This window comes from Actinomadura harenae (genome assembly GCF_003696215.1).
GTDB classification, from domain to species: domain Bacteria; phylum Actinomycetota; class Actinomycetes; order Streptosporangiales; family Streptosporangiaceae; genus Spirillospora; species Spirillospora harenae.
Map to the genome: position 1 here is coordinate 35,418 of NZ_RFFG01000053.1, position 20,617 is coordinate 56,034.

Consider the following 20,617-nt stretch of genomic DNA (forward strand, 5'->3'; position numbering starts at 1 on the left):
GGGTGGGATCCACTGGCCTACCGCTCGGGCGCCGCTGGACAGTCGGGGGGTTGTTCAGCGGCGCCCGAGCTTGTGCTTGACACACCGTGCGCCCGGGGCCGACGGCCCCGGGCGCACGGCTTCGTTCTCAGGAGTCGCGGAGGCGCTTGAGGGTGGCGACGTCCTCGCCGTGAGGGCCGGCGTCGCGGCCCGGCGTCTCGATGACGAAGGGGACCCCGGCCACCTCCGGGTGGCGGAAGAGCTCGGCGAAGGCCGCCTCGCCGATGTGGCCCTTGCCGATGTTCTCGTGCCGGTCCTTCTTGGAGCCGCAGACGTCCTTGGAATCGTTGGCGTGGACGAGCTTGAGGCGGCCCTCGCCGACGGTGTCGACCAGGGCGTCCAGGGTGGCCTTGACGCCGCCCGGCGCGGCCAGGTCGTGGCCCGCGGCGAACGCGTGGCAGGTGTCGAGGCAGACGCCGAGCCTGGGGTGGCGCTCCAGGGCGTCGAAGTAGGGGCCGAGGTCCTGGACCATGGCGCAGAGCATCGCGCCCTGCCCGGCCATCGGCTCCAGGAGCAGGTGCGGGCCGTCCTCGGGGATCTCCTCGAGCAGCGGCAGGACGTGCTCGTGGATCTGCGCCATCGCCTCGTCGTAGGTCTGGCTGACGGCCGAGCCGGTGTGCACGACGACGCCGAGGGCGCCGATCGCGTGGCCGCGGCGCAGCGAGTGCCGGACGGTCGCGAGGGACTTCTCCAGGGTCTCGGCGCTCGGGGACCCGAAGTTCACCAGGTACGGCGAGTGCACGTAGACGGGGATGTCGTCCCGCTCGCGGAGGAGGGCGTCCTCCGCGGGGTTGCCCTCGGGCAGCGCCCATCCGCGCGGGTTGGAGGTGAACACCTGGATCACCTCGGCGCCCATCTTCGCCGCGTACTTCAGCCCCCCGGTGGCGAGCCCCCCGGCCACCGGCACGTGTCCCCCGACGGGGCTCTTCTCAGCGCTCATAGGCGTCCAGCCTAGCCGGGTTCGAGAGCCCTTCCGAGGGAGCGACCGAGGGGCCCCGAGCCTTCTCGGGGGAGTGCTCAGGGGCCCTTGACGAGGGTGACGGTGGAGTCGCGCCGGGCCTTGGAGCCGCCCGTGGGCCACTGCACGCGGACGGTGTCGCCGCCGAAGCCCTGGACCTTGACCTTGAAGCCCGCGTCCTCGAGGGCGCTGCTGGCGTCGTCGACCGACCGTCCCGTCACGTCCGGGACGGGCAGCTGGTCGCCCTGGTCGCCCTGGCCGCTCGGGTTGTCGCAGCCGAAGTGCCAGCCGCCGAGGTTGACCAGGCAGTCCTGCTGGTTGACGACGAGGGTGACCTTGTCGCCGCGGGACAGGCCGGTGCCCGGGTCGGGCTGCTGCTCCAGGACGACGTTGGCGGGCTTGTCCTTGTCCTTGCGCTTCTTCGTGTCGACCTTCAGGCCCATGGAGCGCAGGGTGTTGGTGGCCTCGTCGGCGTTCTGGCCGACCAGGTTCGGCATCGACATGCCGGTGCTGACGACGATGCCGACCGGCCCGGCGTCCGGGGAGACCTTGGTGCCGGCGACCGGGTCGGTGCGGAGCACCTTGTCCCTCGCGACGGTCTGGGAGGTCTGCTGCTTGACGTCGCCGACGGTGAAGCCCGCGTCCTTCAGCTTGCTCCTGGCGTCGTCGAGGGAGGATCCATTGACGTCCGGGACGTCGCGGGGGGTCTTGCCGAGGGACGGCGTGAGCGTGATGGTCTGGCCCTTGGACACGCGCGCCCCGGCCCCCGGGTCGGACGCCGCGACTGTGCCCTTGGGCGCGCGGTCGCTGTAGGCGGCCTCGCCGAGCCGGACGTTCAGGCCGTCGCCGCGCAGTGTGCTCTTGGCGGCGGCGATCTTCATGCCGACGATCCGGTCCGGGACGTGGTCGTACTGGCCGGACGTCTGCCACCACACGGCCCAGCCGAGGATCACGGCCGCGACGGCGGCGAGCGCGATCAGCACGTAGCGGCCGGTGAGCGCGCCGAGTGCGCGGTCGGCGCCGGTGCGTCGCGGCGGAGTCCCGTCGCCCAGGCCGTCCGGCATCGCGGACGGGTCGTACACGGCGGTGTGACCGCTGCGCGGATCGCCGGGGTCGCCCGGGTTCTCCAGGACGGAGGTGGGGCGGGGCTGGGCGTCCTCGATGCGCTGGTCGATGCCGGGCGGGAGGCCGTTGACGACCTCGGCGACGGCGGCCAGGAAGGCGTTGGCGTCGGTGAAGCGGGCGTCGGGAGAGTGCGAGGTGGCGCGCGTCACCAGGGCGTCCACCTGCGGCGGCAGGCCCTGGACGGCCAGCGACGGCGGCGGGACGACCTCGTTGACGTGCTTGTAGGCGACCGCGAGCGGCGAGTCGGCCTGGTGCGGGAGGACGCCGGTCAGCAGCTCGTAGAGCAGGATCCCGGCGGCGTAGACGTCGGACCGGACGTCGGCGTTCCCGGACACGACCTGCTCGGGCGCGAGGTAGCCGACCGTGCCGATGATCATCCCGGTCTTGGTCATCTTGCTCGCCGACTCGGCGCGGGCCAGCCCGAAGTCGGCCACCTTGACCTGGCCGTCCCCGGTGATCAGGACGTTCTCGGGCTTGACGTCGCGGTGCACCATCCCGGCGCGGTGCGCGGCGCCGAGCGCGGCCAGCACCGGCTGCATCAGGGTGAGGGCCTCGCGCGGGCCGATCCGGCCGCGTTCGGTGAGCAGGTCGCGCAGCGTCCGGCCCGGCACGTACTCCATGACGAGGAAGGCGTGCTCGCCGTCGGTGCGCTGGTCGTACATCGCGACCACGTTCGGGTGGGAGAGCGCCGCCGCCGCCTTGGCCTCGCCGATGAACCGCTCGACGAACTCCTCGTCGGACGCCAGGCCCGCGTGCATGACCTTGATGGCCACGACCCGGTCGAGCCGGACGTCGCGGGCGAGGTACACCGTCGCCATGCCGCCGCGGGCGATCCGGGACTCGATGCGGTAGCGCCCGTCGAGCACCTGCCCGACGAGGGGATCTGCAACCGTAGTGTCCACGCGCCGAGTCTAAAGGCCCCGCCGGACGGATCTCATCGGCCGGGAGGAGGAGCGCTGATCGGACCCACGGCTGATCTTTTCTGGTTTCCGCCTGGTCAGGGGCATGACGACTGAGGGCATGGAGATCCGCTACGCCGCGCCGGGGGCGTCAGGTCCGGGGCGTGGACGCGGCCGGTTCCGGCTTCGGCTCGGGAGCGGCGGCGGGGGACGTCCGGGGACGGCTGCGGGCCACCGCGACGCCCAGCAGGCACAGGACGCCGCCCGCGAGCGCCCCGGACGAGGGCATCTCGCCCAGGAACAGCCACGACATGAGGACGACGAGCGCGGGCACGACGTAGGTGGTCGCGCCGAGCTTCCCGGCGGAGGTGCGGGCGAGGGCGTAGGCCCAGGTGGTGAAGGCGATCGCGGTCGGGACGACGCCGAGGTAGACCATGTTCAGCGTCGCGGAGAGCGAGGCGTGCGGCAGGTGGGAGGCGAGCTGGCCCGCGAAGGGGAGGGCGAACAGCGTCCCGACGAGACAGCCGAAGGTCGTGACCTGGAGCGCGGATCCGTGCCGCAGGGCGGGCTTCTGGGAGATGACGCCGCTCGCGTAGGCGACGGCCGCCAGGACGCACAGCACGGCGCCCAGCAGCGAGGACCCGCCGCCCGTGGACGTGGCGAGCCCCACGACGACGGTCCCGGCGAAGGCGACCGCGACCCCGGCGAACAGCCGCGGCGGGAAGCCCTCCCGCAGCAGCCAGCCGCCGAGCAGCGCGATCAGGATCGGGCCGATGTTGACCAGCATCGCGGCCGTGCCCGCGTCCACCTTCCGCTCGCCCCAGTTCAGGACGACCATGTAGAAGCCGAACCAGAGCACCCCGGACAGGAGGATCCCGCGCCAGGCGGCGCGCGGCGGCAGGCCCTCGCGGCGGACGGCCAGGATCGTGAGGAGCGCCACGGACCCGCAGGTCAGCCGTCCGAGCGCGAGCGCGCCGGGCGGGTAGTCGGCGCCCGCGCTGCGGATCGACACGAAGGCCGACGCCCACGCGAGCACCGTCACCGAGGCGGCGAGCAGCGCGCGCCTGTCCACCTGTGAAGTCGTCATGCGGCCATCCTGGGGTCCGGAGGTTTCCACGGCGGACGAAATATGCATGTCCACTCTGAAGTGGGCAAACGCCGTGTTCCGGACCCCAGTGTGCCGCCGGATGACCGTTCAGGTCCAGTGAGAGCTACTCCACCTCACCGATTAGAACGACTTAACCATGCCCTCGAACGGCGAGGACGCCTGGGCGTACCGCCGCTTCGGGATGCGCCCGGCCAGCCGGGCGAGCCGTCCGGCCTCGACGGCGTGCCGCATCGCCGCGGCCATCGCCGCCGGGCGCTGCGCCCGCGTCACGGCCGTCGCCAGCAGCACCGCGTCGCAGCCGAGCTCCATCGCGAGCGCTGCGTCCGAGGCCGTGCCGAGCCCGGCGTCCAGGACGACCGGGACGGTCGCCGCCTCCACGATCAGCTCGATGTTGTGCGGGTTGCGGATGCCGAGGCCCGACCCGATCGGCGAGCCCAGGGGCATCACCGCCGCGCAGCCCACCTGCTCGAGCCGGCGCGCCAGCACCGGGTCGTCGCTGGTGTAGGGGAGGACGACGAAACCGTCGTCGACCAGTTGCTCGGCGGCGTCCACGAGCTCGATCGGGTCCGGCAGCAGGGTGCGCTCGTCGGCGATGACCTCGAGCTTCACCCAGTTCGTGCCGAGCGCCTCACGGGCCAGCCGGGCGGTCAGGACCGCCTCGCCCGCGGTGAAGCACCCTGCCGTGTTCGGCAGCACGCGGATGCCGTGCTCGCGCAGGACGTCCAGCACCGAGCCGCGCGCGGCCGGGTCGACCCGGCGCATCGCGACCGTGGTCAGCTCCGTCCCGGACGCGGCGAGCGCCTCGCCCAGCACGCTCATGCTCGGCGCGCCGCCGGTGCCCATGATCAGCCGGGACCCGAACTCCTCGCCCGCGATGACCAGTGGGTCATGCCCCACCGGGGCCTCCGCGGGCGCCGACACTTCAGCGGTCACCGTCATCCTCCCTGCACGGCGGTCAGCACTTCCAGCCGGTCCGCCTCGGTCAGCCTCGTCGCGCCCCACGCGGACCGCGACACCACCTCGTCGTTCAGCGCCGCCGCCACCCCGCCCGGGGCCTCGGTGACCGTGGCGACCGCGTCGGCCACGCTCGCGTCCTCGGGGAGGTCCCGCGGCTCGCCGTTCACAATGATCTTCATACGCCTTCCTGCACGCGTCCGGGGGAGAAGCGGTCGGGGGAGAAGGGCCGGGCCACCTCCGGGAGCTCGCCGTCCAGCAGCGCGGCGCTCAGCGCGTCCGCGGTCACCGGGGTGAGCAGGATCCCGTTGCGGTAGTGCCCGACGCCGAGCACCAGGCCGGGCAGCGCGGACGGCCCGAGCACCGGCGCGTTGTCCGGTGAGCCGGGCCGCAGGCCCGCCGTGACCTCGGCGAAGTCGAGCTCGGTGATGCCGGGCACGAGCTCGCGGGCGTCCCGCAGCAGCTCCCAGACGCCGCCCGCGGTCACCCGGGTGTCGAAGCCCAGCTCCTCCTGCGTCGCGCCGACGACGATCTCGCCGTCCGCGCGCGGCACCAGGTAGACCGACGACCCGCGCACCACGCCCCGGGTCGTCCGGCGCAGGAACGGCACGCGCGTGCGCAGCCGCAGCACCTGCCCCTTCACCGGCCGGACGGTCGGGACGACGCCCGGCGGGATCCCGCCGACCTCGCCCGCCCAGGGCCCGGCCGCGAGCAGCACCCGGTCGGCGGGGAGCTCGGTGCCGTCGTCCAGGCGGACGCCGGCCGCGGCGTCCCCGCGCACGACCACCTCGGCCGCCCGCCGCCGGACGATCCGCGCGCCGAGCCTCTCGGCCCCCGCGAGCAGCGCCGGGGCGAGCCGCCTCGGGTCGATCGAGCCGTCCTCGGGCGCGTACAGCCCGCCCCGGACGGTCGGCGCGAGCATCGGCTCGAGCCTGCGGCACTCGCGCCGGTCGAGCGCCTCGGTCGGGACGCCCAGCGCCTCCTGGAACCGCTTCACGTCCTCGAGGACGCGCAGGTCGTCGGCGTCGAAGGCGACCTCGAGCAGGCCGTCGGTGCGGTGCCCGGTGTCGAGGCCGGTCAGCTCCTCGAGCTCGGCGACGAACCCCGGGTACCGGTTGCGGGACGCCACGCCCAGCCTCAGCAGCGGTTCCTCGCCGTAGTCGAGCTCGCTGACGGGGGTCAGCATCCCGGCCGCGACCCCGGACGCGCCGCTCACGGGCGCCGGATCGACCAGGGTGACGTCCGCGCCGCGCGCCGCGCAGCGCCAGGCCGTGCCGAGGCCCACGACCCCGGCTCCGATGATGACGACGTTCACAGGCGGCTCCCTTCGCCGGCATGACCCGGATCAGGTTCAGGCGGTCGGCGGCCCGTCCAGCCGCCCTCTCAGCCCGGTTCAGGCCGGGCTCCCGCGCACTTCCGCCTCCTAGCCTACGACGAACCGGACACCGGCTAGCCTGCGGGCATGGACCGGGTGATCGTGGTGGGCGGCGGGCTGGCGGGCGTGCGCGCGGCGGAGGCGCTCCGCAGACACGGGTACGAGGGCGCGCTGACGCTGGTCGGCGCCGAGCGGCACCGGCCGTACGACCGTCCGCCGCTGACGAAGGCCGTCCTGAAGGGCGAGACCGACTTCCCGGCGCTGGACACCGACCTCGCGGCCCTGGACGTCCGGGTGCTCGCGGGCGAGCGCGCGACCGGCCTCCGGCTCGCCCCCGGACGCGGCGGGACGCTCGCCACGACCGCCGGCGACCTGGACTTCGACGGCCTGGTGATCGCGACCGGCGCCACGCCCGTCCGGATGCCCGGCGACGGCCCGCAGCACGTCATCCGCACGCTGGACGACGCGCTGGAGGTCCGGAAGGGGCTCGTCCCCGGCGCCCGCGTCGTGATCGTCGGAGCGGGCTGGATCGGCGCCGAGGTCGCCACCACGGCCGTCAAGGACGGCTGCGCCGTGACGGTCGTGGAGGCCGCGGACGCGCCGCTCGCGAACGCGCTCGGGCCGGAGCTCGGCGCGCTCACCGCTCCCTGGTACGCCGAGGCGGGCGTCGAGCTGCGCACGGGCGTCAAGGTCGCCTCGGTCGAGCCGTCCGGGCTGGCGCTCGCGGGCGGCGGGCACATCCCGGCCGACCTCGTCGTGTCCGGCGTCGGCGTCCGTCCCGAGGTGGCCTGGCTGGACGGCTCGGGTCTGGACGTCGAGCGGGGCGTGCTCGCCGACGCGTCCCTGCGCGCCTCGGTGGACGGCGTCGCGCGCGCCGACGTGGTCGCGGTCGGCGACTGCGCCGCCTGGTGGTCGAACCGGTACGGGCGTCGCCTGCTGGTCGAGCACTGGGACACCGCGCTGAACGCGCCCGAGACCGCCGCCGCCACCCTGCTCGGCCAGGACGCGACCTACGACGTGGCGCCCTACTTCTGGTCGGAGCAGTTCGACCGGTTCGTCCAGTACGCCGGGCACCACTCCGGGGCCGAGCGGATGATCCGCCGGGGCTCGCCCGCGGACGGCGCCTGGGCCGTGGCGTGGATCACGGGCGACCGGCTTGACGCGATCTTGACCGTGGACCGGCCGCGGGACCTCGTCCAGGCGAAGCGGATCATCGCCGCGGGGACGCCCGTGGACCCCGCCCTGCTGGGCGATCCGGGCATTCCGGTGCGGCGGACGGTGAAGTCCTGACGAACGGCGAAAGATCGACGGAAGTGTCCCCCGGGGGGCCTGGACGGGTTTGAGTGCTCCGGGGGCGTGGTAGCAAGGGGGCGTGACGCAGACGCACGCAACCATTGAGAGCGACCTCGACCCCCGTACCGACGCCCTGGTGGGCGAGTGGATCGGCCTCCGGGAGGTGGCCGAGCGCCTCGACCTGAAGTTCAACCGGATCAAGCAGCTCATGGCGGAGCGCAAGCTGCTGGCCGTCCGCCGGGACGGCCACTCCATGGTGCCCGCGGCGTTCATCGCCGACGGACAGGTGATCAAGGGCCTGCCCGGCACGCTGACACTCCTGAAGGACGCCGGTTTCGACGACCTGGAGACGCTGCGCTGGCTCTTCACCGTCGACGAGACGCTGCCCGGCACGCCGGTGCAGGCACTGGCCGAGAACCGCGGCACCGAGGTCCGGCGGAGGGCCCAGGCGCTCGCCTTCTGACCCGGCGCCTTCTGACCCGGCGCCTTCAGACCGGCGCCTTCTGACCCGGCGACCGACACGCCCCCGGCGGAGGGACGTTCCGGACGGCCAGGCCGAGTCGGCGGCAAAGCACGTGAAATGATGCGGGTCACGTGCGCGGATCCCCGCGCGCGTGGCCCGCACCCGTACGCCCCCCCTTTTGCACTCCCCGTTCCCGCTCCGGAAGGACCCGCTCACCGTGTCCAGGCACCTGCCCACCGACCGCGCCGTCCGGCTGCGCGCCCGGCTCGGCCGCGCGCGGCTCTACCTCTGCACGGACGCCCGGGAGGAGCAGGGCGACCTGCCGGAGTTCCTCGACGCGGTCCTCGCGAACGGGGTCGACATCGTCCAGCTGCGCCAGAAGGGCCTGGAGGCGCGGCAGGAGCTCGGGTTCCTCGAGGTGTTCCGGGACGCCTGCGACCGGCACGGCGCGCTGCTCGCGGTCAACGACCGCGCCGACGTCGCGCACGCCGCCCAGGCCGACGTCCTGCACCTCGGGCAGGACGACCTGCCCGTCCCGGCGGCCCGCGCGATCGTCGGCCAGGACGTCCTGATCGGCCGCTCCACGCACGACACCGGGCAGGCCGCGGCCGCCGTCGCCGAGCCCGGCGTGGACTACTTCTGCTGCGGCCCCGTCTGGCCCACCCCGACCAAGCCCGGCCGCCACGCGCCCGGCCCGCCGCTGCTGGAGTACGCGGCCGGACGGAACCCGGCGCGCCCGTGGTTCGCGATCGGCGGCGTCGACCTCGGCAACCTCGACGAGGTCCTCGCGACGGGCGCGGACCGCGTCGTGGTCGTCCGGGCGCTCACCGAGGCCGGCGACCCGGGCGCCGCGGCCGCCGAGTTCTCCCGCCGCCTCCGCCGCGACGCCTGACCGGCGCCTTCTCCGGCGGGGAGATGACAACACGCCGCCATCCCCTGGACGCCGGGTGGTCACCAGCGGCCCTCCGCGTGGCCGACAATGGAGGCATGAGCGTTTCACCGGACGACGACCGCGTGGTGGACCTGGCGGACGACGACCTGCCCGTGCTGCCCGACCAGACCGACGACGACACCGACGCCGGATGGGGCGAGTGGCGCGACGGCGGGGACGACGACGCGCGCCTGCGCGACGAGGTTCCGCCCCACTGGTGACCGGGAGGGTGGCAGCAGGGGCTAGAGCAGGACGCCCAGGGCGAAGCCGGCCGTGACGACGGCGGCGAGGGCGAGCATCATGCGCCACCGGTAGCGGGGGATCCTCGTCGGGCGCGGCTGCGGGGCCGGGGTCTCGCCGTCCCGCAGCGCCCGGACGATCTGCCGCGCCGTGGGACGCGCGGCCGGGTTCTTGTCCAGGCAGCTCGCCACCAGGTCGCGCAGCTCGCCGCGCATGTCGCCGAGGTCCGGCGGGCGGGTGACGATGCGCCGCATGACCGCCGCGCTCGGGCCGCCGCCGAACGGCGGGCGCCCGGTCGCGGCGAACACGACGGTCGCGGCCCAGGCGAACACGTCGGCGGGCGGGCCGACCGGCTCGTCCTCGATCTGCTCGGGGGCCATGTAGGCGGGGGTGCCGACCGCGCCGTGCGTGGTGACGGGGGTGGCGTCGGCGGTCCGCGCGACGCCGAAGTCGATCACCTTCGGGCCGTCCGGGCCGAGCAGCACGTTGCCGGGCTTGAAGTCGCGGTGGACCACGCCCGCGCGGTGGATCGCGGCGAGGCCGGCGGCCGAGCGGAGCGCGATCCGGCGCAGCCGCCCGGCCGGGAACGGGCCGTTCTCCTCGACCGACTCCTGGAGGGACGGGCCGTCCACGAACTCGCTGACGATGTAGGGGCGGTCGCCCGTCACGTCCGCCTCGAGGACCCGCGCGACGTGGCGGCTGGTGACCTCGCGGGCGGCGTGCGCCTCCTTGACGAACCGGGAGCGCGCCCGCGGCGTCGCGGCGGCCCCGCCCCGCAGCAGCTTCAGCGCGACGCCCGGCCCCTGGTCTCGGTCGCGGTCGTGATCACGGTCACGGTCACGGTCACGGTCGCGTCCGCGCCCGTCGGGGACGGCGAGGTAGACCACGCCCTGGCCGCCCTCGCCCAGGCGGCGGACGAGCCGGTGGCCGCCGAGGCGGCGCGGGTCGTCCGGGCCCAGGGGCAGGCCGGGACGGCTGGACGAGGGGTCCAGCATGCTCCCGGGGGAGGAGGATGACGGCAACGGGGGCTCCGGCTCGGCGGGGGAGGACGAGTGGAAGTTTCCCTCTTTTGTACCCTGTGCCGCCCGCGCGCGGGGCGGGAAGCTTGATCTTTTACGTCCGGCAGACGCCCCCAGCTCGGGCGAACGCCCCGGTCAGGGCCACATCCCTGGAGGAATCGCCCACCTGCACGCGGTAGCAGCCGGGCGCGACCTTCCAGCCATGGGACGGAAGGTCCCAGTACGCGACCGACCGGTCGGTGATCGGGAACGTCACGGTCGAGCTCGCCCCGGCGGCGAGCGTGAGCTTCTGGAAGCCCTTGAGCTGGCGCGGCGGCTGCGGCGTCGTGACGTTCGGCGCGGGCAGCCCGAGGTAGAGCTGCGGCACCGTCACGCCCTTCCGCGAGCCGGTGTTGGTGACCGTCACGCGCACCGAGGTGGGCGTCACCTTCAGCCCGCTGTACCGGAATCGCGTGTAGGAGAGCCCGAATCCGAACGGGTAGCGCGGCGCGATGCCCTTGGCGTCGTAGTGCCGGTACCCGACCAGGACGCCCTCGGAGAACGTGACCGCCTTGTCCACACCCGGGAACTGCGCCGGGTTCCCGGCCGTGGGCGCGTCGCCCTCGGCGGCGGGGAACGTGAACGGCAGCCGTCCGCCGGGGTCGACGTCCCCGTACAGGACGCGCGCGAGGGCGTCGCCACCGCGCGCGCCCGGGTACCAGGCCTCGACGACGCCCTTCACCTTGTCCGCCCACGGGGTGAGCACCGGGCCGCCGGTCTCCAGGACGACGACGGTGTTCGGGTTGGCGTCCGCGACGGCCGAGATCAGCCCGTCCTGGTCGCCCTTGGTCGGGTCGCCACAGTTCAGCGTCAGGCAGGACCGGTCGAAGAACTCGCCCTCGCTGTCGGTGGCGAACACGATCGCCACGTCCGCGTCGCGGGCGGCCTTCGCGGCGGCGCCCTGGTCGCGTCCGCTGGTGGAGGTGACCGTGGCTCCCGCGCCCGCGCGCCCGCCGATGCCCTGGCGCGGCGTCACGGACGTGAACGGCTGGACCTGCGCCGATCCGAACCCGCTCGGGTTGGCGTCGGCGGCCCCGCCGATCAGCGCGATCCGCTTCGGGGCCTTCAGGGGCAGGACGCCGCCGGCGTTCTTGAGCAGCGTGATGCCGCTCTCCTCGATCCGCTGCGCCGCCGTCTCGCTGCCCGCCCGGCTGATCTTCGTCAGGTCGTTGGCGTACGCCGGACGGTCGAACATCCCGAACGCGAACATCGTGCGCAGGATGGCCCGGACGTGCGCGTCCACGGTCGCCTGGGTGACCTTCTTCTGGGCCAGCGCGAGCTTGAGCGCGAGGTTGCTGTACCGGTAGCCGTAGGGGAGTTCGAGGTCGAGGCCGCCGTTGGCCGCTCCCACCGTGTCCTGCGCGGCGGTGTGGTCGGACGCCACGAACCCCTTGAAACCCCACTCCTTGCGCAGGATCGTGTTCAGCGTCGCGCCGTCCTGGCAGGCCCACCGGCCGTTCAGCTGCCCGAACCCGCACATCACGGTCGCCGCGTTCCCGTTCCGCACGGCGGCCTCGAACGGCGGCAGGTAGATCTCCCGCAGCGTCCGCGGGTCGACCTTCATGCTCAGCGCCGTCCGGTCGGTCTCCTGGGTGTAGACCGCCAGGTGCTTGACCGAGGTCAGCACGCCCTGCGCCTGCGCGCCCCCGATCCAGGACGTCCCGGTCGCCGCGGACAGGAACGGGTCCTCGCCGAAGCCCTCGAACGAGCGCCCGTCGCGCGGGTTCCGCAGGACGTCCACGGTCGGCCCGAAGATCAGGTCGTTGCCGCGGTGCCGGGCCTCCCACGCCACGGTCGTGCCGTAGTCGCGGGCCGTGGCCGGGTCGAAGGACGCCGCCGCCGTGATCGGCGCGGGCAGCGCGGTCGCCTTGCCCTGCCGGACGCCCGCCGGGCCGTCCGCCATGGAGATCGGGGGGATGCCGAGGCGCGCGACCCCGGCGCTGGTGTCGGCGTGCGCGTTCTCGGAGAAGCCGCCGAGCGGGCCGCCCAGCGGGTCGTCCGACGCGAGCAGCGAGATCTTCTCGTCGGCGGTCATCTTCGGCAGCAGCAGCGCCACCCGCTGGTCGGCCGTGAGGGTCCTCTTGCACCAGGGCCGTTTCGCGGGGTCGCCGCAGCGCGTGACCGCGGCGGCCCTGGCGATCCGTCCGGGCTGGGCCTCCGCCGACTGGACGGCCCAGAGCGACACGGCCAGCGCCGATGCGAGGGCCCCTGCGCCCCACATCCGGCTCGTCCCCGCGCGCATGAGGCTCGCCATGCGGCCTGCCGTACGGCTCGTGCGCGCGGGCATCAGTGGTCGTCCTCGATCTGGACGCGCAGCGCGTTCAGCGCGAAAGCGACCATGTGGTACTGCCCGATGAGCATGACCAGCTCGATCAGGCGGGCCTCGTCGAACCGCTCCGCCAGCGCCGCCCAGGTCGCGTCCGAGACGGTGGACGTGGCGTCGAGCTCGTCCGCCACGTCGATCACCGCCCGGTCGCCGTCCGGCCAGGGGTGGTCGCCGGGCGCGCCCCGCAGCGCCTCGATCTCCGCCTCGGTGAGCCCGGCCAGTCGCGCGAGCGGGACGTGGTGCGCCCACTCGTACGCGCACGAGCGCCGGTGCGCGACGCGCAGGATCACGATCTCCCGGACGCGCCCGTCCAGCGTCCCCTCGAACAGCAGCTTGGAGCCGAACCCGATCCAGGCCGTGAACAGCGCCGGATGCCGGGCGAGCGTCGTGAAGACGTTCAGGGGGCCGGTGGCGGAGACGACGGCGCGCAGCGTGTCGTCCCACTCCTCCGGGGGCAGTGGCGGGACGCGAGGCGTGCCGGGCGCGGGCGTGGACGGCGTGTCGGCGGGCGCGGTGTCGGCAGACGCGGTGTCGGCGGGCGGGGTGTCGGAGGCCATGGCGTACTTTCTGCCACCGATCACTGGGAGAGTGCTAGCCCGTCCCGCCGCATTGGCCACATCGTGTCACGCCATTGACACGCGGTCTCAGAAGGCCAGGGTCAGAAGGACCGCGCCGTCGCCGCGACCGCCAGCTCCGCCAGGGCGTCCCGGGCCTCACCGGCCACCGGCGCCGCGGCCAGCGCGTCCCGCGCCTCGCCCGCGAACCGGTCGATCATCTCCTCGCAGGCCGCCAGCCCGCCCGTCCCGGTGATGATCTCCCGCAGGTCGGCCACCCCGGCCTCCGACAGGTCCGCGGCGCCGAGCAGCCGCTCGACCACGTCGGCCTGCTCCGGCGTGGCGCGCTCCAGGGTGAGCGCCACCAGCACCGTCCGCTTGCCCTCGCGCAGGTCGTCCCCGGCGGGCTTGCCGGTCTGGGACGGGTCGCCGAACACGCCGAGCACGTCGTCCCGCAGCTGGAACGCCATCCCGAGCGGACGCCCGTAGGCGCTGAGCGACGCCGTCAGCTCGTCCGGGCCCCCGGCCAGCGCCGCCCCCAGGTGCAGCGGACGCTCGATCGTGTACTTGGCCGACTTGAAGTCCACCACGCGCAGCGCCGACTCGACCGTCCCGCCCGCGCGCGTGCTCTCCAGCATGTCGAGGTACTGGCCGCACATGACCTCGGTGCGCATCACGTCGTACACGCCGCGCCCGCGGGCCCGCTGCTCCCCGGACAGCCCGCTGGTCTCGAACATCTCGCCCGACCAGGCCAGCAGCAGGTCGCCGAGCAGGATCGCCGCGCCCTCGCCGAAGGTGTCCGCGGGCCCGCGCCAGCCGCGCTCGGCGTGCAGCGCCTCGAACCGCCGGTGCACCGACGGCTGGCCCCGCCGGGTGTCGCTGGCGTCCATCACGTCGTCGTGGACCAGGGCGCTGGCCTGGAGCAGCTCCAGGGACGCGGCCGCCGCCGCGATCTCCGGTCCGTCCTCGCCGCCGGCCGCCCGCCAGCCCCAGAAGCAGAACGCGGGCCGCAGGCGCTTACCCCCCGACAGCAGCGCGGAGAGAGCGGTGATCATGGGCCGCAGGTCCTCGCTGATCGCGAGCAGACCGGGGCTCTGGCGCGCCACGAAGGCGTGCAGCGCCTCGTCGACCTCCTTGCGGAACTGGCCGGTGGAGGAGCTGGTGGACGAACTGCTGGACGAACTGCTGGACATGGCGAGATCGTATCTTTTCGGACTGGGTCGATAGGATTGCGGGATGCGACGCCAGAATCCCGATCGCGCGCCCACGATCCGCGAGCTGCTCGCCACCGGCGAGCCGTCGTTCTCGTTCGAGTTCATGCCGCCGAAGACCGCGGAGGCCGCCCGGACGCTGTGGCGCACCATCCGGGAGCTGGAGCCGCTGAACCCGACCTTCGTGTCGGTCACCTACGGCGCGGGCGGCAGCACCCGCGACAACACGGTGGACGTGGTGGAGCGGATCGCCACCGAGACGACCATGACGCCCGTGGCGCATTTCACGGCGGTCAACCACTCCCAGGGTGAGCTGCGGCACCTGATCGGACGGTTCGCGTCCGCGGGCGTCCGCAACATCCTCGCGCTGCGCGGCGACCCGCCGGGCGACCCGAACGGCGAGTGGGTCAAGCACCCGGAGGGCCTGGAGTACGCCAGCGACCTGGTCCGGATGATCCGCTCGTACGGGGACTTCTGCGTCGGCGTCGCCGCGTTCCCCTACAAGCACCCGCGCTCCCACGACATCGAGAGCGACACCCGGTACTTCGTCGAGAAGTGCCGCGCCGGGGCCGACTACGCGATCACCCAGATGTTCTTCCGCGCGGACGACTACTTCCGGCTGCGCGACCGGGTCGCGGGCGAGGGATGCGAGGTGCCGATCATCCCGGGCATCATGCCGGTCACCCGGATCAGCACGATCGAGCGGTCCGAGCAGCTGTCCGGCGCGCCGTTCCCGCCGGAGGTCCGCGAGCGGTTCGAGGCCGTCCGGGACGACCCGGAGGCCGTCCGGCGGCTCGGCATCGAGCACGCGGCCGGGCTCTGCCGGGAGCTGCTCGACCAGGGCGCGCCCGGCATCCACTTCATCACCTTCAACCGCTCGACCGCGACCCGCGAGGTCTACGAGCTGCTGGAGGGCGCCGGGTACGGGGCCAGGGGCAGCGTCCCGCCCATCACGGCGTAGGGCGGCCCGCCGCCGGGGAAGTCGAAGCCGGTCAGCAGGTCCCTGAGGCCGACGGAGCGGTAGAGCCTGCGGGCGGGCGACTCGGGGTCCAGGTCGAGCGTGGACAGGACGACCGTCCGCTCCAGCCGGCCTTCGCACAGCGCGGTCAGCAGCCCGCGCCCGTGCCCCTGCCCCTGCTCGTCGGGGTGGACGTGCAGCTCGGCGACCTCGAACGCGTCGTCCAGCCAGTAGTCGGCGTGCTCCGCGCCGTCCCGCTCGACCAGGGCCCGCCGCACCACGTCGTGCCACCACTGCCCGGCCTCGCCGTGGAACCCGTACGCGAACCCGCGCACGCTCCCCGGCATCCCCGGCAGCGGACGCGGCCGCTCCAGCACGTACGCGCGGAACCGCGGGTACGTGGTGTGCCGCTGCATGATCGAGTACCGTCCGGGCAGCTGCTCACCGGGCGGGCGCATCGCGGCGGCGTAGACCTGGAGGACCGGGTCCAGACGGCGCAGGAACGCGGGTTCGTCGAGTCGACGCAGTTTGGGCTCCCTCATCCTCACGCCGAGAGAGCCTAGACCCGGACGATGGTCCGCTGCGTCCCCGCGAGCCGGTTGTAGATGTCCCAGAGGATCTGGTCGGCGGCCTTCCGCAGCGCGGCCCGCTGGGTCTCCAGCTGCCCGCCCCACGTCCGCGACTCCGGGCCGATCCAGGCGTCCGTGCCGTTCAGCGTCCGGACGGGCGCGTCCAGCGCGGTGCGGAGCGCGTCGATGCTGCCGTAGGCGTCACTGTAGGCCTGGTAGATCTGCCGGTACTCGGGGTTCGGCTTCTCGTTCGGGGCCAGCTGGGTCGCGGCCACGCCCTCCAGGGGCGCCGGGAGGCTCGCGGGCGGCGGGGGCGGGCTCATGCCGGACGGCCCTTCGTCTCGTGGACCGGCGTCGTCTCGTGGACCGGTGTCGTGTTGTGGACCTGAGTCGTGTCGTGGACGAGCGTCGCCGTGTCGGCCGCCGGGCCGGGTGCCGCGGGCGTATGCGCCGGAGGCCGGATCGGGTGGCGCGGCGGCTCCGGCGCGTGGTGCGGAGCCGGGCGCGGCGTGTGCCGGCCCCCGTGGTGAAGGAGGCCGAGCCTGGTCAGCGCGTCGCGGGTGCGGGCGCTCGTGGGCGCCGTCGTCAGGACGTGGACGGCGGCCGCGTGGTCGCCGAGGCGGTCCGACTCGTCCAGCACGGCGTCCAGCCACTTGGCGTTCATCGTCAGGTGGTGGCTCGCGACGCCCAGGGACCGCTCGATCACCTTCAGGTGCGCCGTGTTCCCGTGCGCCGCCTTGATCAGGGCGGCGACCCGGGCCGGGCCCAGCCGCTCGTAGAACGCGCGCGTGTAGTCCGGGTCGCCCGCGTGCTCGGCGAGGTGCTTCCAGACCTCCGGCGGGACGGGCCGGTGGTGCTCGAGCGCGTCCCCGAGCGTGAACGCGTCCTTGCGGGCGGCCCTGCCGGCGGCGTCCGGGGTCTTGAACTTGCCGAGGTCGCCCGCGCCGTTCGGGGTCGTCCGGTGCGGTCGCCTGCGCGCGGGCGGCGGTGTGACCTTGACCTTCCCGGGCATCCCGCCGCCTCCGCCCCCGCCGCCTCCGGACGGCCCGGGGCTCGGCGCGGGGGAGGGCGGCGCGTGCACGCCGCCGCCGTCGTCCGGATGGGTGATCGCGAAGTTGTACCGCCGGGACAGCATGCCGATCTGGTCGGACGCCCACTGCCCCACCTGCTCGGCCTGCCGGTACCCGGACGCCGAGACCCCGGGCGGCGGACGGTGCCCCGCCAGCCAGCCCCGGATCGCCGTGTTCGCCTGCTGGACCTGCCGGAGGAGCTGGTCCAGCGCGGGCGGATCGATGCCCCGGAAGTCGCCGTTCCTGCTGGCCGGGCCGGTGCGCATCTCCGCGGTCATCGCCCCTCCGGGTGCCGCTCCAGCCCGTCGCGCCCGTCGCGCCGGGGGTTCGGTTCCCCAGAATCACACTCGCAACAGGCGATGTCGAGTGCCGGACGGTCACGGTCAGGCCGCGCCGCCATGACGGCCGCCGGACGCGGACGCCATGGCCGCACGGTCATGCCGCCCGCGCCCGGCACCGGGACGATCGAGACGTCCCGGACGGCCCGAGCGGCCTGGACGGGTGGTCAGGCGCCGCCGAGGGCGCGCCGGACGGACACGTCGTCGCGCGCCACGACCGCCGACCCGTCCGTGACGATGATCGGACGCTCGATGAGCACCGGGTTCGCGACCATGATCTCGATCCACGCGTCCCGGTCGTGGGGCAGGTTCCGCAGGTCGAGCTCCTTGGCGACGGACTCGCCCAGCCGGGCGACGTCCCAGGGCTCGGCGCCGATCGCGGTGAGCGTCCGGTCGAACTCCGCGGCCGTCGGCGGCTCGTCCAGGTAGCGGCGCTCGGTGTAGGCGACGCCCGCCTCGTCCAGCGCGGCCTTCGCGGCGCGGCTCTTCGAGCAGCGCGGGTTGTGCCAGATCTCCATGCCCCTCAGTCTTCCACCCGGCTCGGTCTTCCACCCGGCTCGGTCTCCCGCCTCGGCTCAGTCCCCCACGTCCGCCGCGGCGCCCCCGGTGACGCGCAGCAGTTCCGCGTAGGAGGTCGGGAAGACGGTGTGCGGGTGCCCGCCCGCCGCCCAGACCCGCTCGTGCCCGTCCAGCCAGACGTCCACGAGGGTGCGGATCGGGGCGGGGTGCCCGACGGGCGCCACCCCGCCGATCGGCTGGCCGGTGTGCTCCCGGACGAACTCGGGCGTCGCCCGGCGGACCTTCCGCGCGCCCACGAGGGCGGCGACGCGCGCCGTGTCCACCTTGTGCGCGCCGCTGGTCAGGACGAGCAGGGGCCCGCCGTCGGCGTCGAACACGAGGCTGTTGGCGATCGCGCCGACCTCGCAGCCGAGCTGGTCGGCGGCGGCCTGGGCGGTGCGGGCGGAGTCGGGCAGTTCGATGATCTCGCCGTCCGCGCCCTGCTCGCGCAGGACACCGGCGACGCGCTCGGCGTTGGGGTGCATGGACGGCACCCTAAGGCGTCGCCCCGGATCCCGTGCCCGGGTTCACGCCGCGGCCGAGGGGAGGATCCGGGCGGTGTCGATGACGTGGTCGACGAAGCCGTAGTCGCGGGCCTCCTCGGCGGTGAAGAAGCGGTCCCGGTCGGAGTCGGCCTCGATCCTCTCGACGGACTGGCCCGTGTGCCCGGCGATCAGCCGCTGCATCAGCCGCTTGGTGGCCAGCATGTTCTCGGCCTGGATCCGGATGTCGGTCGCCGTCCCGCCGATCCCGCCGGACGGCTGGTGCATGAGGATCCGGGCGTGCGGCAGCGCGTACCGCTTGCCCGGCGTGCCCGCGCACAGCAGGAACTGCCCCATGGACGCGGTGAACCCCAGCGACAGCGTCGCCACGTCGTTCGGGATGAACTGCATGATGTCGTAGATGGCCATCCCGGCGGTCACGGACCCGCCCGGGGAGTTGATGAACAGCTGGATGTCGCGGTGCCGGTCTTCAGCCGACAGCAGAAGGATCTCGGCGCAGAGCCGGTTGGCGATCGCGTCGTCGACCTCCTGGCCGAGGAACACGATCCGCTCGCGGAGCAGGCGCTGGAAGACGTCCTCGGAGATCTGGCGTGGTTCGTTGGTCATGCCGTCGAGGTAACCCGCGCCCCGCGGGCGGCGTCCAACAACACTTCCGGCGCTTTGACAACGCGCGCTTGTCGATCCCACGCTTGACCTGTGGACGTGGACGTTCCCGGACTGCGCGCCTTCGTCGCCGCCGCCGAGGAGATGCATTTCGGACGGGCCGCGCAGCGCCTGTTCCTCACCCAGCAGGCCCTGTCCCAGCGCGTCCGGCGGCTGGAGGCCGTCCTCGGCGCGTCCCTGTTCGACCGCACCACCCGCCGCGTCGAGCTCACCGACGCCGGACGCCGCGTCCTCCCGCGCGCACGAGAGACCCTCAACGCCATCGACTCGGTCATGGCGGCCGTCCGGAGCGAGCCGCCGCGCCTCCGCGTGGACGTCTACGACCAGCGGTTCAGCTCCATGACCCTCGTTCGCGGACTACTCGACCGCGAACCCCGCCTCCGCGTCGAGGTGAGCATGCGGCAGGGCTTCCAGCAGGCCGTCCCCGCGCTGCTCTCCGGCGAGATCGACGCCGCGTTCGGCCAGGTCAGGGACCTCCCGGGTCGGTGGCCGGCCGGGCTTGAGTCCCGGGTCGTCCACCTCGTGCCGATGCACGCGTTCGTCGGCCCGGACCATCCCCTCGCCGACCGCGGCACGATGCGCCCGGACGAACTGCGCGACGCGGGCGTCGTCATGCCCGACCCGGTCGCGTCCGAGGCGCGCGCGTTCCTCACCCGCCTCACCGGCCGCTTCGGCGTCCCGATCCGGTTCGTCGAGCCCGCCGTCGGCCTGTGGCACTACGGCGAACTGGTCGAGCGCGAGGACCGGGGGGTCGCGCTGGGGGAGGCGGGCCTGGAGCTCCCCAAGGGCACGAGCCTGCGGCGCATCCGCCTCGTCGACCCGGTCCCGCTCGTCCCGTGGTGCCTGGCCTGGCGTTCCGGCGACACCTCGCCCGCCCTGCGCGCCGTCCTGCGCCTCCTCCCGGCCGCCGTTCCGCCCCCGCCGGACGACGAGTCCCACTGGCTCCCCGACGACTATCGCGACTGATCGGACACCGGGGTGCCGGGCCTCCGCGCCTGGCGCGTGTCCATGCCGCTGACCTGCGCGAACGATCTCATGATCGCTCTGCGTGGTGGGACGCGTTCGAACATGTTGACGAATGGAGGCGGAGGCGGTTTACTGTGAACGCGTCGAACTTATGTTCGACGTGGTGCGGGACTCGCGGCCCGCGCCACGGGCGACGCCCCCGCCGCGCCCAGCGCGCGGACACGGCGGGGGCGCCTCGGCCGGGCGGAGAGAGGGGAAGCTCTCCGCCCGGCCATGCCCGACGCCCCGGAAGGAGGCAACTCATGACCTCGCTCGCCCGCGGAGCCCGCTCCGCCTCCCATGGCATCGCCGGTGCCGCCCGGTTCGAGGGCCCGCGCCAGCGCCCCCGCGCGCTGCCCGCGCCCCGTCCCGCGCACACCGCCGTCGGCCAGCTCCAGGCCGCCCGCGCCGGTCTCGCC

The 20,617-nt window shown here is 74.1% G+C and carries 22 protein-coding genes and 1 riboswitch; of the genes, 6 read left to right on the plus strand and 16 right to left on the minus strand.

The window, feature by feature from the left end:
• Nucleotides 1–127: 127 nt before the first annotated feature.
• The 6 genes from EBO15_RS26335 to thiO form a co-directional block, all read right to left on the minus strand.
• Nucleotides 128–979: a deoxyribonuclease IV gene (locus EBO15_RS26335; protein ID WP_122197133.1), complete on the minus strand. Its 852-nt coding sequence runs from the start codon at nucleotides 977–979 to the stop codon at nucleotides 128–130.
• Nucleotides 980–1,056: 77 nt separating this feature from the next.
• Entirely contained in the window at nucleotides 1,057–3,024 is a 1,968-nt protein-coding gene (gene pknB, locus EBO15_RS26340; protein WP_122197134.1) for a Stk1 family PASTA domain-containing Ser/Thr kinase, read from the minus strand.
• A gap of 148 nt (nucleotides 3,025–3,172) precedes the next feature.
• A complete protein-coding gene (locus EBO15_RS26345) occupies nucleotides 3,173–4,108 on the minus strand; it encodes a DMT family transporter (protein WP_122197135.1) in 936 nt (311 codons plus the stop codon).
• Between the two features lie 141 nt (nucleotides 4,109–4,249).
• Entirely contained in the window at nucleotides 4,250–5,062 is an 813-nt protein-coding gene (locus EBO15_RS26350) for a thiazole synthase (RefSeq protein WP_378237714.1), read from the minus strand.
• A gap of 2 nt (nucleotides 5,063–5,064) precedes the next feature.
• Nucleotides 5,065–5,265 carry a sulfur carrier protein ThiS gene (gene thiS / locus EBO15_RS26355; protein ID WP_122197137.1) on the minus strand — a complete coding sequence of 67 codons (201 nt, stop codon included), beginning with the start codon at nucleotides 5,263–5,265 and terminating at the stop codon, nucleotides 5,065–5,067.
• The gene (gene thiO, locus EBO15_RS26360) at nucleotides 5,262–6,398 is read right to left on the minus strand and encodes a glycine oxidase ThiO (protein WP_122197138.1); all 1,137 of its coding nucleotides are present in this window, start codon (nucleotides 6,396–6,398) and stop codon (nucleotides 5,262–5,264) included. The genes thiS and thiO overlap by 4 nt, the downstream gene beginning before the upstream one ends.
• Nucleotides 6,388–6,503, minus strand: a riboswitch (TPP riboswitch). It overlaps the preceding gene by 11 nt.
• Before the next feature lie 42 nt (nucleotides 6,504–6,545).
• On the opposite strand from thiO, the gene EBO15_RS26365 reads away from it, so the two are divergent.
• The 4 genes from EBO15_RS26365 to EBO15_RS45450 all read left to right on the plus strand — a co-directional run bounded on the left by EBO15_RS26365 (nucleotide 6,546) and on the right by EBO15_RS45450 (nucleotide 9,366).
• Complete coding sequence (locus tag EBO15_RS26365; RefSeq protein ID WP_122197139.1) at nucleotides 6,546–7,748, plus strand: NAD(P)/FAD-dependent oxidoreductase; 1,203 nt, start codon at nucleotides 6,546–6,548, stop codon at nucleotides 7,746–7,748.
• Nucleotides 7,749–7,830: 82 nt separating this feature from the next.
• Nucleotides 7,831–8,214 (plus strand): Rv2175c family DNA-binding protein, encoded by a 384-nt coding sequence (locus tag EBO15_RS26370; protein ID WP_122197140.1) that lies wholly within the window; start codon nucleotides 7,831–7,833, stop codon nucleotides 8,212–8,214.
• A 217-nt stretch (nucleotides 8,215–8,431) separates the two neighbouring features.
• Nucleotides 8,432–9,106, plus strand: coding sequence for a thiamine phosphate synthase (gene thiE / locus EBO15_RS26375; protein ID WP_199744818.1), 675 nt, complete (start codon nucleotides 8,432–8,434; stop codon nucleotides 9,104–9,106).
• A 95-nt stretch (nucleotides 9,107–9,201) separates the two neighbouring features.
• Nucleotides 9,202–9,366 (plus strand): hypothetical protein, encoded by a 165-nt coding sequence (locus EBO15_RS45450; RefSeq protein WP_199744819.1) that lies wholly within the window; start codon nucleotides 9,202–9,204, stop codon nucleotides 9,364–9,366.
• Between the two features lie 21 nt (nucleotides 9,367–9,387).
• Here the strand turns inward: EBO15_RS45450 and EBO15_RS26380 are convergent, their stop codons facing one another.
• From EBO15_RS26380 to EBO15_RS26395, 4 genes are all read right to left on the minus strand, one after another.
• Nucleotides 9,388–10,380 (minus strand): serine/threonine-protein kinase, encoded by a 993-nt coding sequence (locus EBO15_RS26380; protein ID WP_122197141.1) that lies wholly within the window; start codon nucleotides 10,378–10,380, stop codon nucleotides 9,388–9,390.
• Between the two features lie 118 nt (nucleotides 10,381–10,498).
• Nucleotides 10,499–12,697, minus strand: coding sequence for a beta-glucosidase family protein (locus EBO15_RS26385; RefSeq protein ID WP_233616443.1), 2,199 nt, complete (start codon nucleotides 12,695–12,697; stop codon nucleotides 10,499–10,501).
• A gap of 32 nt (nucleotides 12,698–12,729) precedes the next feature.
• Nucleotides 12,730–13,350, minus strand: a complete 621-nt coding sequence (locus EBO15_RS26390; protein ID WP_233616444.1) for a carboxymuconolactone decarboxylase family protein — start codon at nucleotides 13,348–13,350, stop codon at nucleotides 12,730–12,732.
• A 77-nt stretch (nucleotides 13,351–13,427) separates the two neighbouring features.
• Nucleotides 13,428–14,516, minus strand: a complete 1,089-nt coding sequence (locus EBO15_RS26395) for a polyprenyl synthetase family protein (RefSeq protein ID WP_122197144.1) — start codon at nucleotides 14,514–14,516, stop codon at nucleotides 13,428–13,430.
• Nucleotides 14,517–14,559: 43 nt separating this feature from the next.
• On the opposite strand from EBO15_RS26395, the gene metF reads away from it, so the two are divergent.
• A complete protein-coding gene (gene metF / locus EBO15_RS26400) occupies nucleotides 14,560–15,495 on the plus strand; it encodes a methylenetetrahydrofolate reductase [NAD(P)H] (RefSeq protein ID WP_122197145.1) in 936 nt (311 codons plus the stop codon).
• Here metF and EBO15_RS26405 read toward each other — a convergent pair.
• The 6 genes from EBO15_RS26405 to EBO15_RS26430 form a co-directional block, all read right to left on the minus strand.
• On the minus strand, nucleotides 15,432–16,034 hold the full coding sequence (locus tag EBO15_RS26405) for a GNAT family N-acetyltransferase (protein WP_122197146.1): 603 nt from the start codon (nucleotides 16,032–16,034) through the stop codon (nucleotides 15,432–15,434). The two genes, metF and EBO15_RS26405, sit on opposite strands and share 64 nt — an antisense overlap.
• Before the next feature lie 17 nt (nucleotides 16,035–16,051).
• Nucleotides 16,052–16,384 (minus strand): hypothetical protein, encoded by a 333-nt coding sequence (locus tag EBO15_RS26410; protein ID WP_122197147.1) that lies wholly within the window; start codon nucleotides 16,382–16,384, stop codon nucleotides 16,052–16,054.
• Nucleotides 16,381–17,409 (minus strand): hypothetical protein, encoded by a 1,029-nt coding sequence (locus EBO15_RS26415; RefSeq protein ID WP_122197148.1) that lies wholly within the window; start codon nucleotides 17,407–17,409, stop codon nucleotides 16,381–16,383. The genes EBO15_RS26410 and EBO15_RS26415 overlap by 4 nt, the downstream gene beginning before the upstream one ends.
• 227 nt (nucleotides 17,410–17,636) lie before the next feature.
• Nucleotides 17,637–17,987: an arsenate reductase family protein gene (locus EBO15_RS26420; protein ID WP_122197149.1), complete on the minus strand. Its 351-nt coding sequence runs from the start codon at nucleotides 17,985–17,987 to the stop codon at nucleotides 17,637–17,639.
• 57 nt (nucleotides 17,988–18,044) lie between these two features.
• Nucleotides 18,045–18,512 (minus strand): YbaK/EbsC family protein, encoded by a 468-nt coding sequence (locus EBO15_RS26425; RefSeq protein ID WP_122197156.1) that lies wholly within the window; start codon nucleotides 18,510–18,512, stop codon nucleotides 18,045–18,047.
• Between the two features lie 42 nt (nucleotides 18,513–18,554).
• Nucleotides 18,555–19,136, minus strand: coding sequence for an ATP-dependent Clp protease proteolytic subunit (locus EBO15_RS26430; protein WP_122197150.1), 582 nt, complete (start codon nucleotides 19,134–19,136; stop codon nucleotides 18,555–18,557).
• A 90-nt stretch (nucleotides 19,137–19,226) separates the two neighbouring features.
• Here EBO15_RS26430 and EBO15_RS26435 point away from each other — a divergent pair, with 90 nt between their 5' ends.
• Nucleotides 19,227–20,159: a LysR family transcriptional regulator gene (locus tag EBO15_RS26435; RefSeq protein WP_199744820.1), complete on the plus strand. Its 933-nt coding sequence runs from the start codon at nucleotides 19,227–19,229 to the stop codon at nucleotides 20,157–20,159.
• Nucleotides 20,160–20,617: the final 458 nt, after the last annotated feature.

Bases quoted from the DNA above. Each gene is read 5' to 3' on its own strand.
- EBO15_RS26335 (WP_122197133.1), bottom strand. From the start codon at position 979: ATGAGCGCTGAGAAGAGCCCCGTCGGGGGACACGTGCCGGTGGCCGGG.
- EBO15_RS26345 (WP_122197135.1), bottom strand. From the start codon at position 4,108: ATGACGACTTCACAGGTGGACAGGCGCGCGCTGCTCGCCGCCTCGGTG.
- thiS (WP_122197137.1), bottom strand. From the start codon at position 5,265: ATGAAGATCATTGTGAACGGCGAGCCGCGGGACCTCCCCGAGGACGCG.
- EBO15_RS26365 (WP_122197139.1), top strand. From the start codon at position 6,546: ATGGACCGGGTGATCGTGGTGGGCGGCGGGCTGGCGGGCGTGCGCGCG.
- EBO15_RS45450 (WP_199744819.1), top strand. From the start codon at position 9,202: ATGAGCGTTTCACCGGACGACGACCGCGTGGTGGACCTGGCGGACGAC.
- EBO15_RS26380 (WP_122197141.1), bottom strand. From the start codon at position 10,380: ATGCTGGACCCCTCGTCCAGCCGTCCCGGCCTGCCCCTGGGCCCGGAC.
- EBO15_RS26385 (WP_233616443.1), bottom strand. From the start codon at position 12,697: ATGGCGAGCCTCATGCGCGCGGGGACGAGCCGGATGTGGGGCGCAGGG.
- EBO15_RS26395 (WP_122197144.1), bottom strand. From the start codon at position 14,516: ATGTCCAGCAGTTCGTCCAGCAGTTCGTCCACCAGCTCCTCCACCGGC.
- metF (WP_122197145.1), top strand. From the start codon at position 14,560: ATGCGACGCCAGAATCCCGATCGCGCGCCCACGATCCGCGAGCTGCTC.
- EBO15_RS26405 (WP_122197146.1), bottom strand. From the start codon at position 16,034: ATGAGGGAGCCCAAACTGCGTCGACTCGACGAACCCGCGTTCCTGCGC.
- EBO15_RS26410 (WP_122197147.1), bottom strand. From the start codon at position 16,384: ATGAGCCCGCCCCCGCCGCCCGCGAGCCTCCCGGCGCCCCTGGAGGGC.
- EBO15_RS26415 (WP_122197148.1), bottom strand. From the start codon at position 17,409: ATGACCGCGGAGATGCGCACCGGCCCGGCCAGCAGGAACGGCGACTTC.
- EBO15_RS26420 (WP_122197149.1), bottom strand. From the start codon at position 17,987: ATGGAGATCTGGCACAACCCGCGCTGCTCGAAGAGCCGCGCCGCGAAG.
- EBO15_RS26425 (WP_122197156.1), bottom strand. From the start codon at position 18,512: ATGCACCCCAACGCCGAGCGCGTCGCCGGTGTCCTGCGCGAGCAGGGC.
- EBO15_RS26430 (WP_122197150.1), bottom strand. From the start codon at position 19,136: ATGACCAACGAACCACGCCAGATCTCCGAGGACGTCTTCCAGCGCCTG.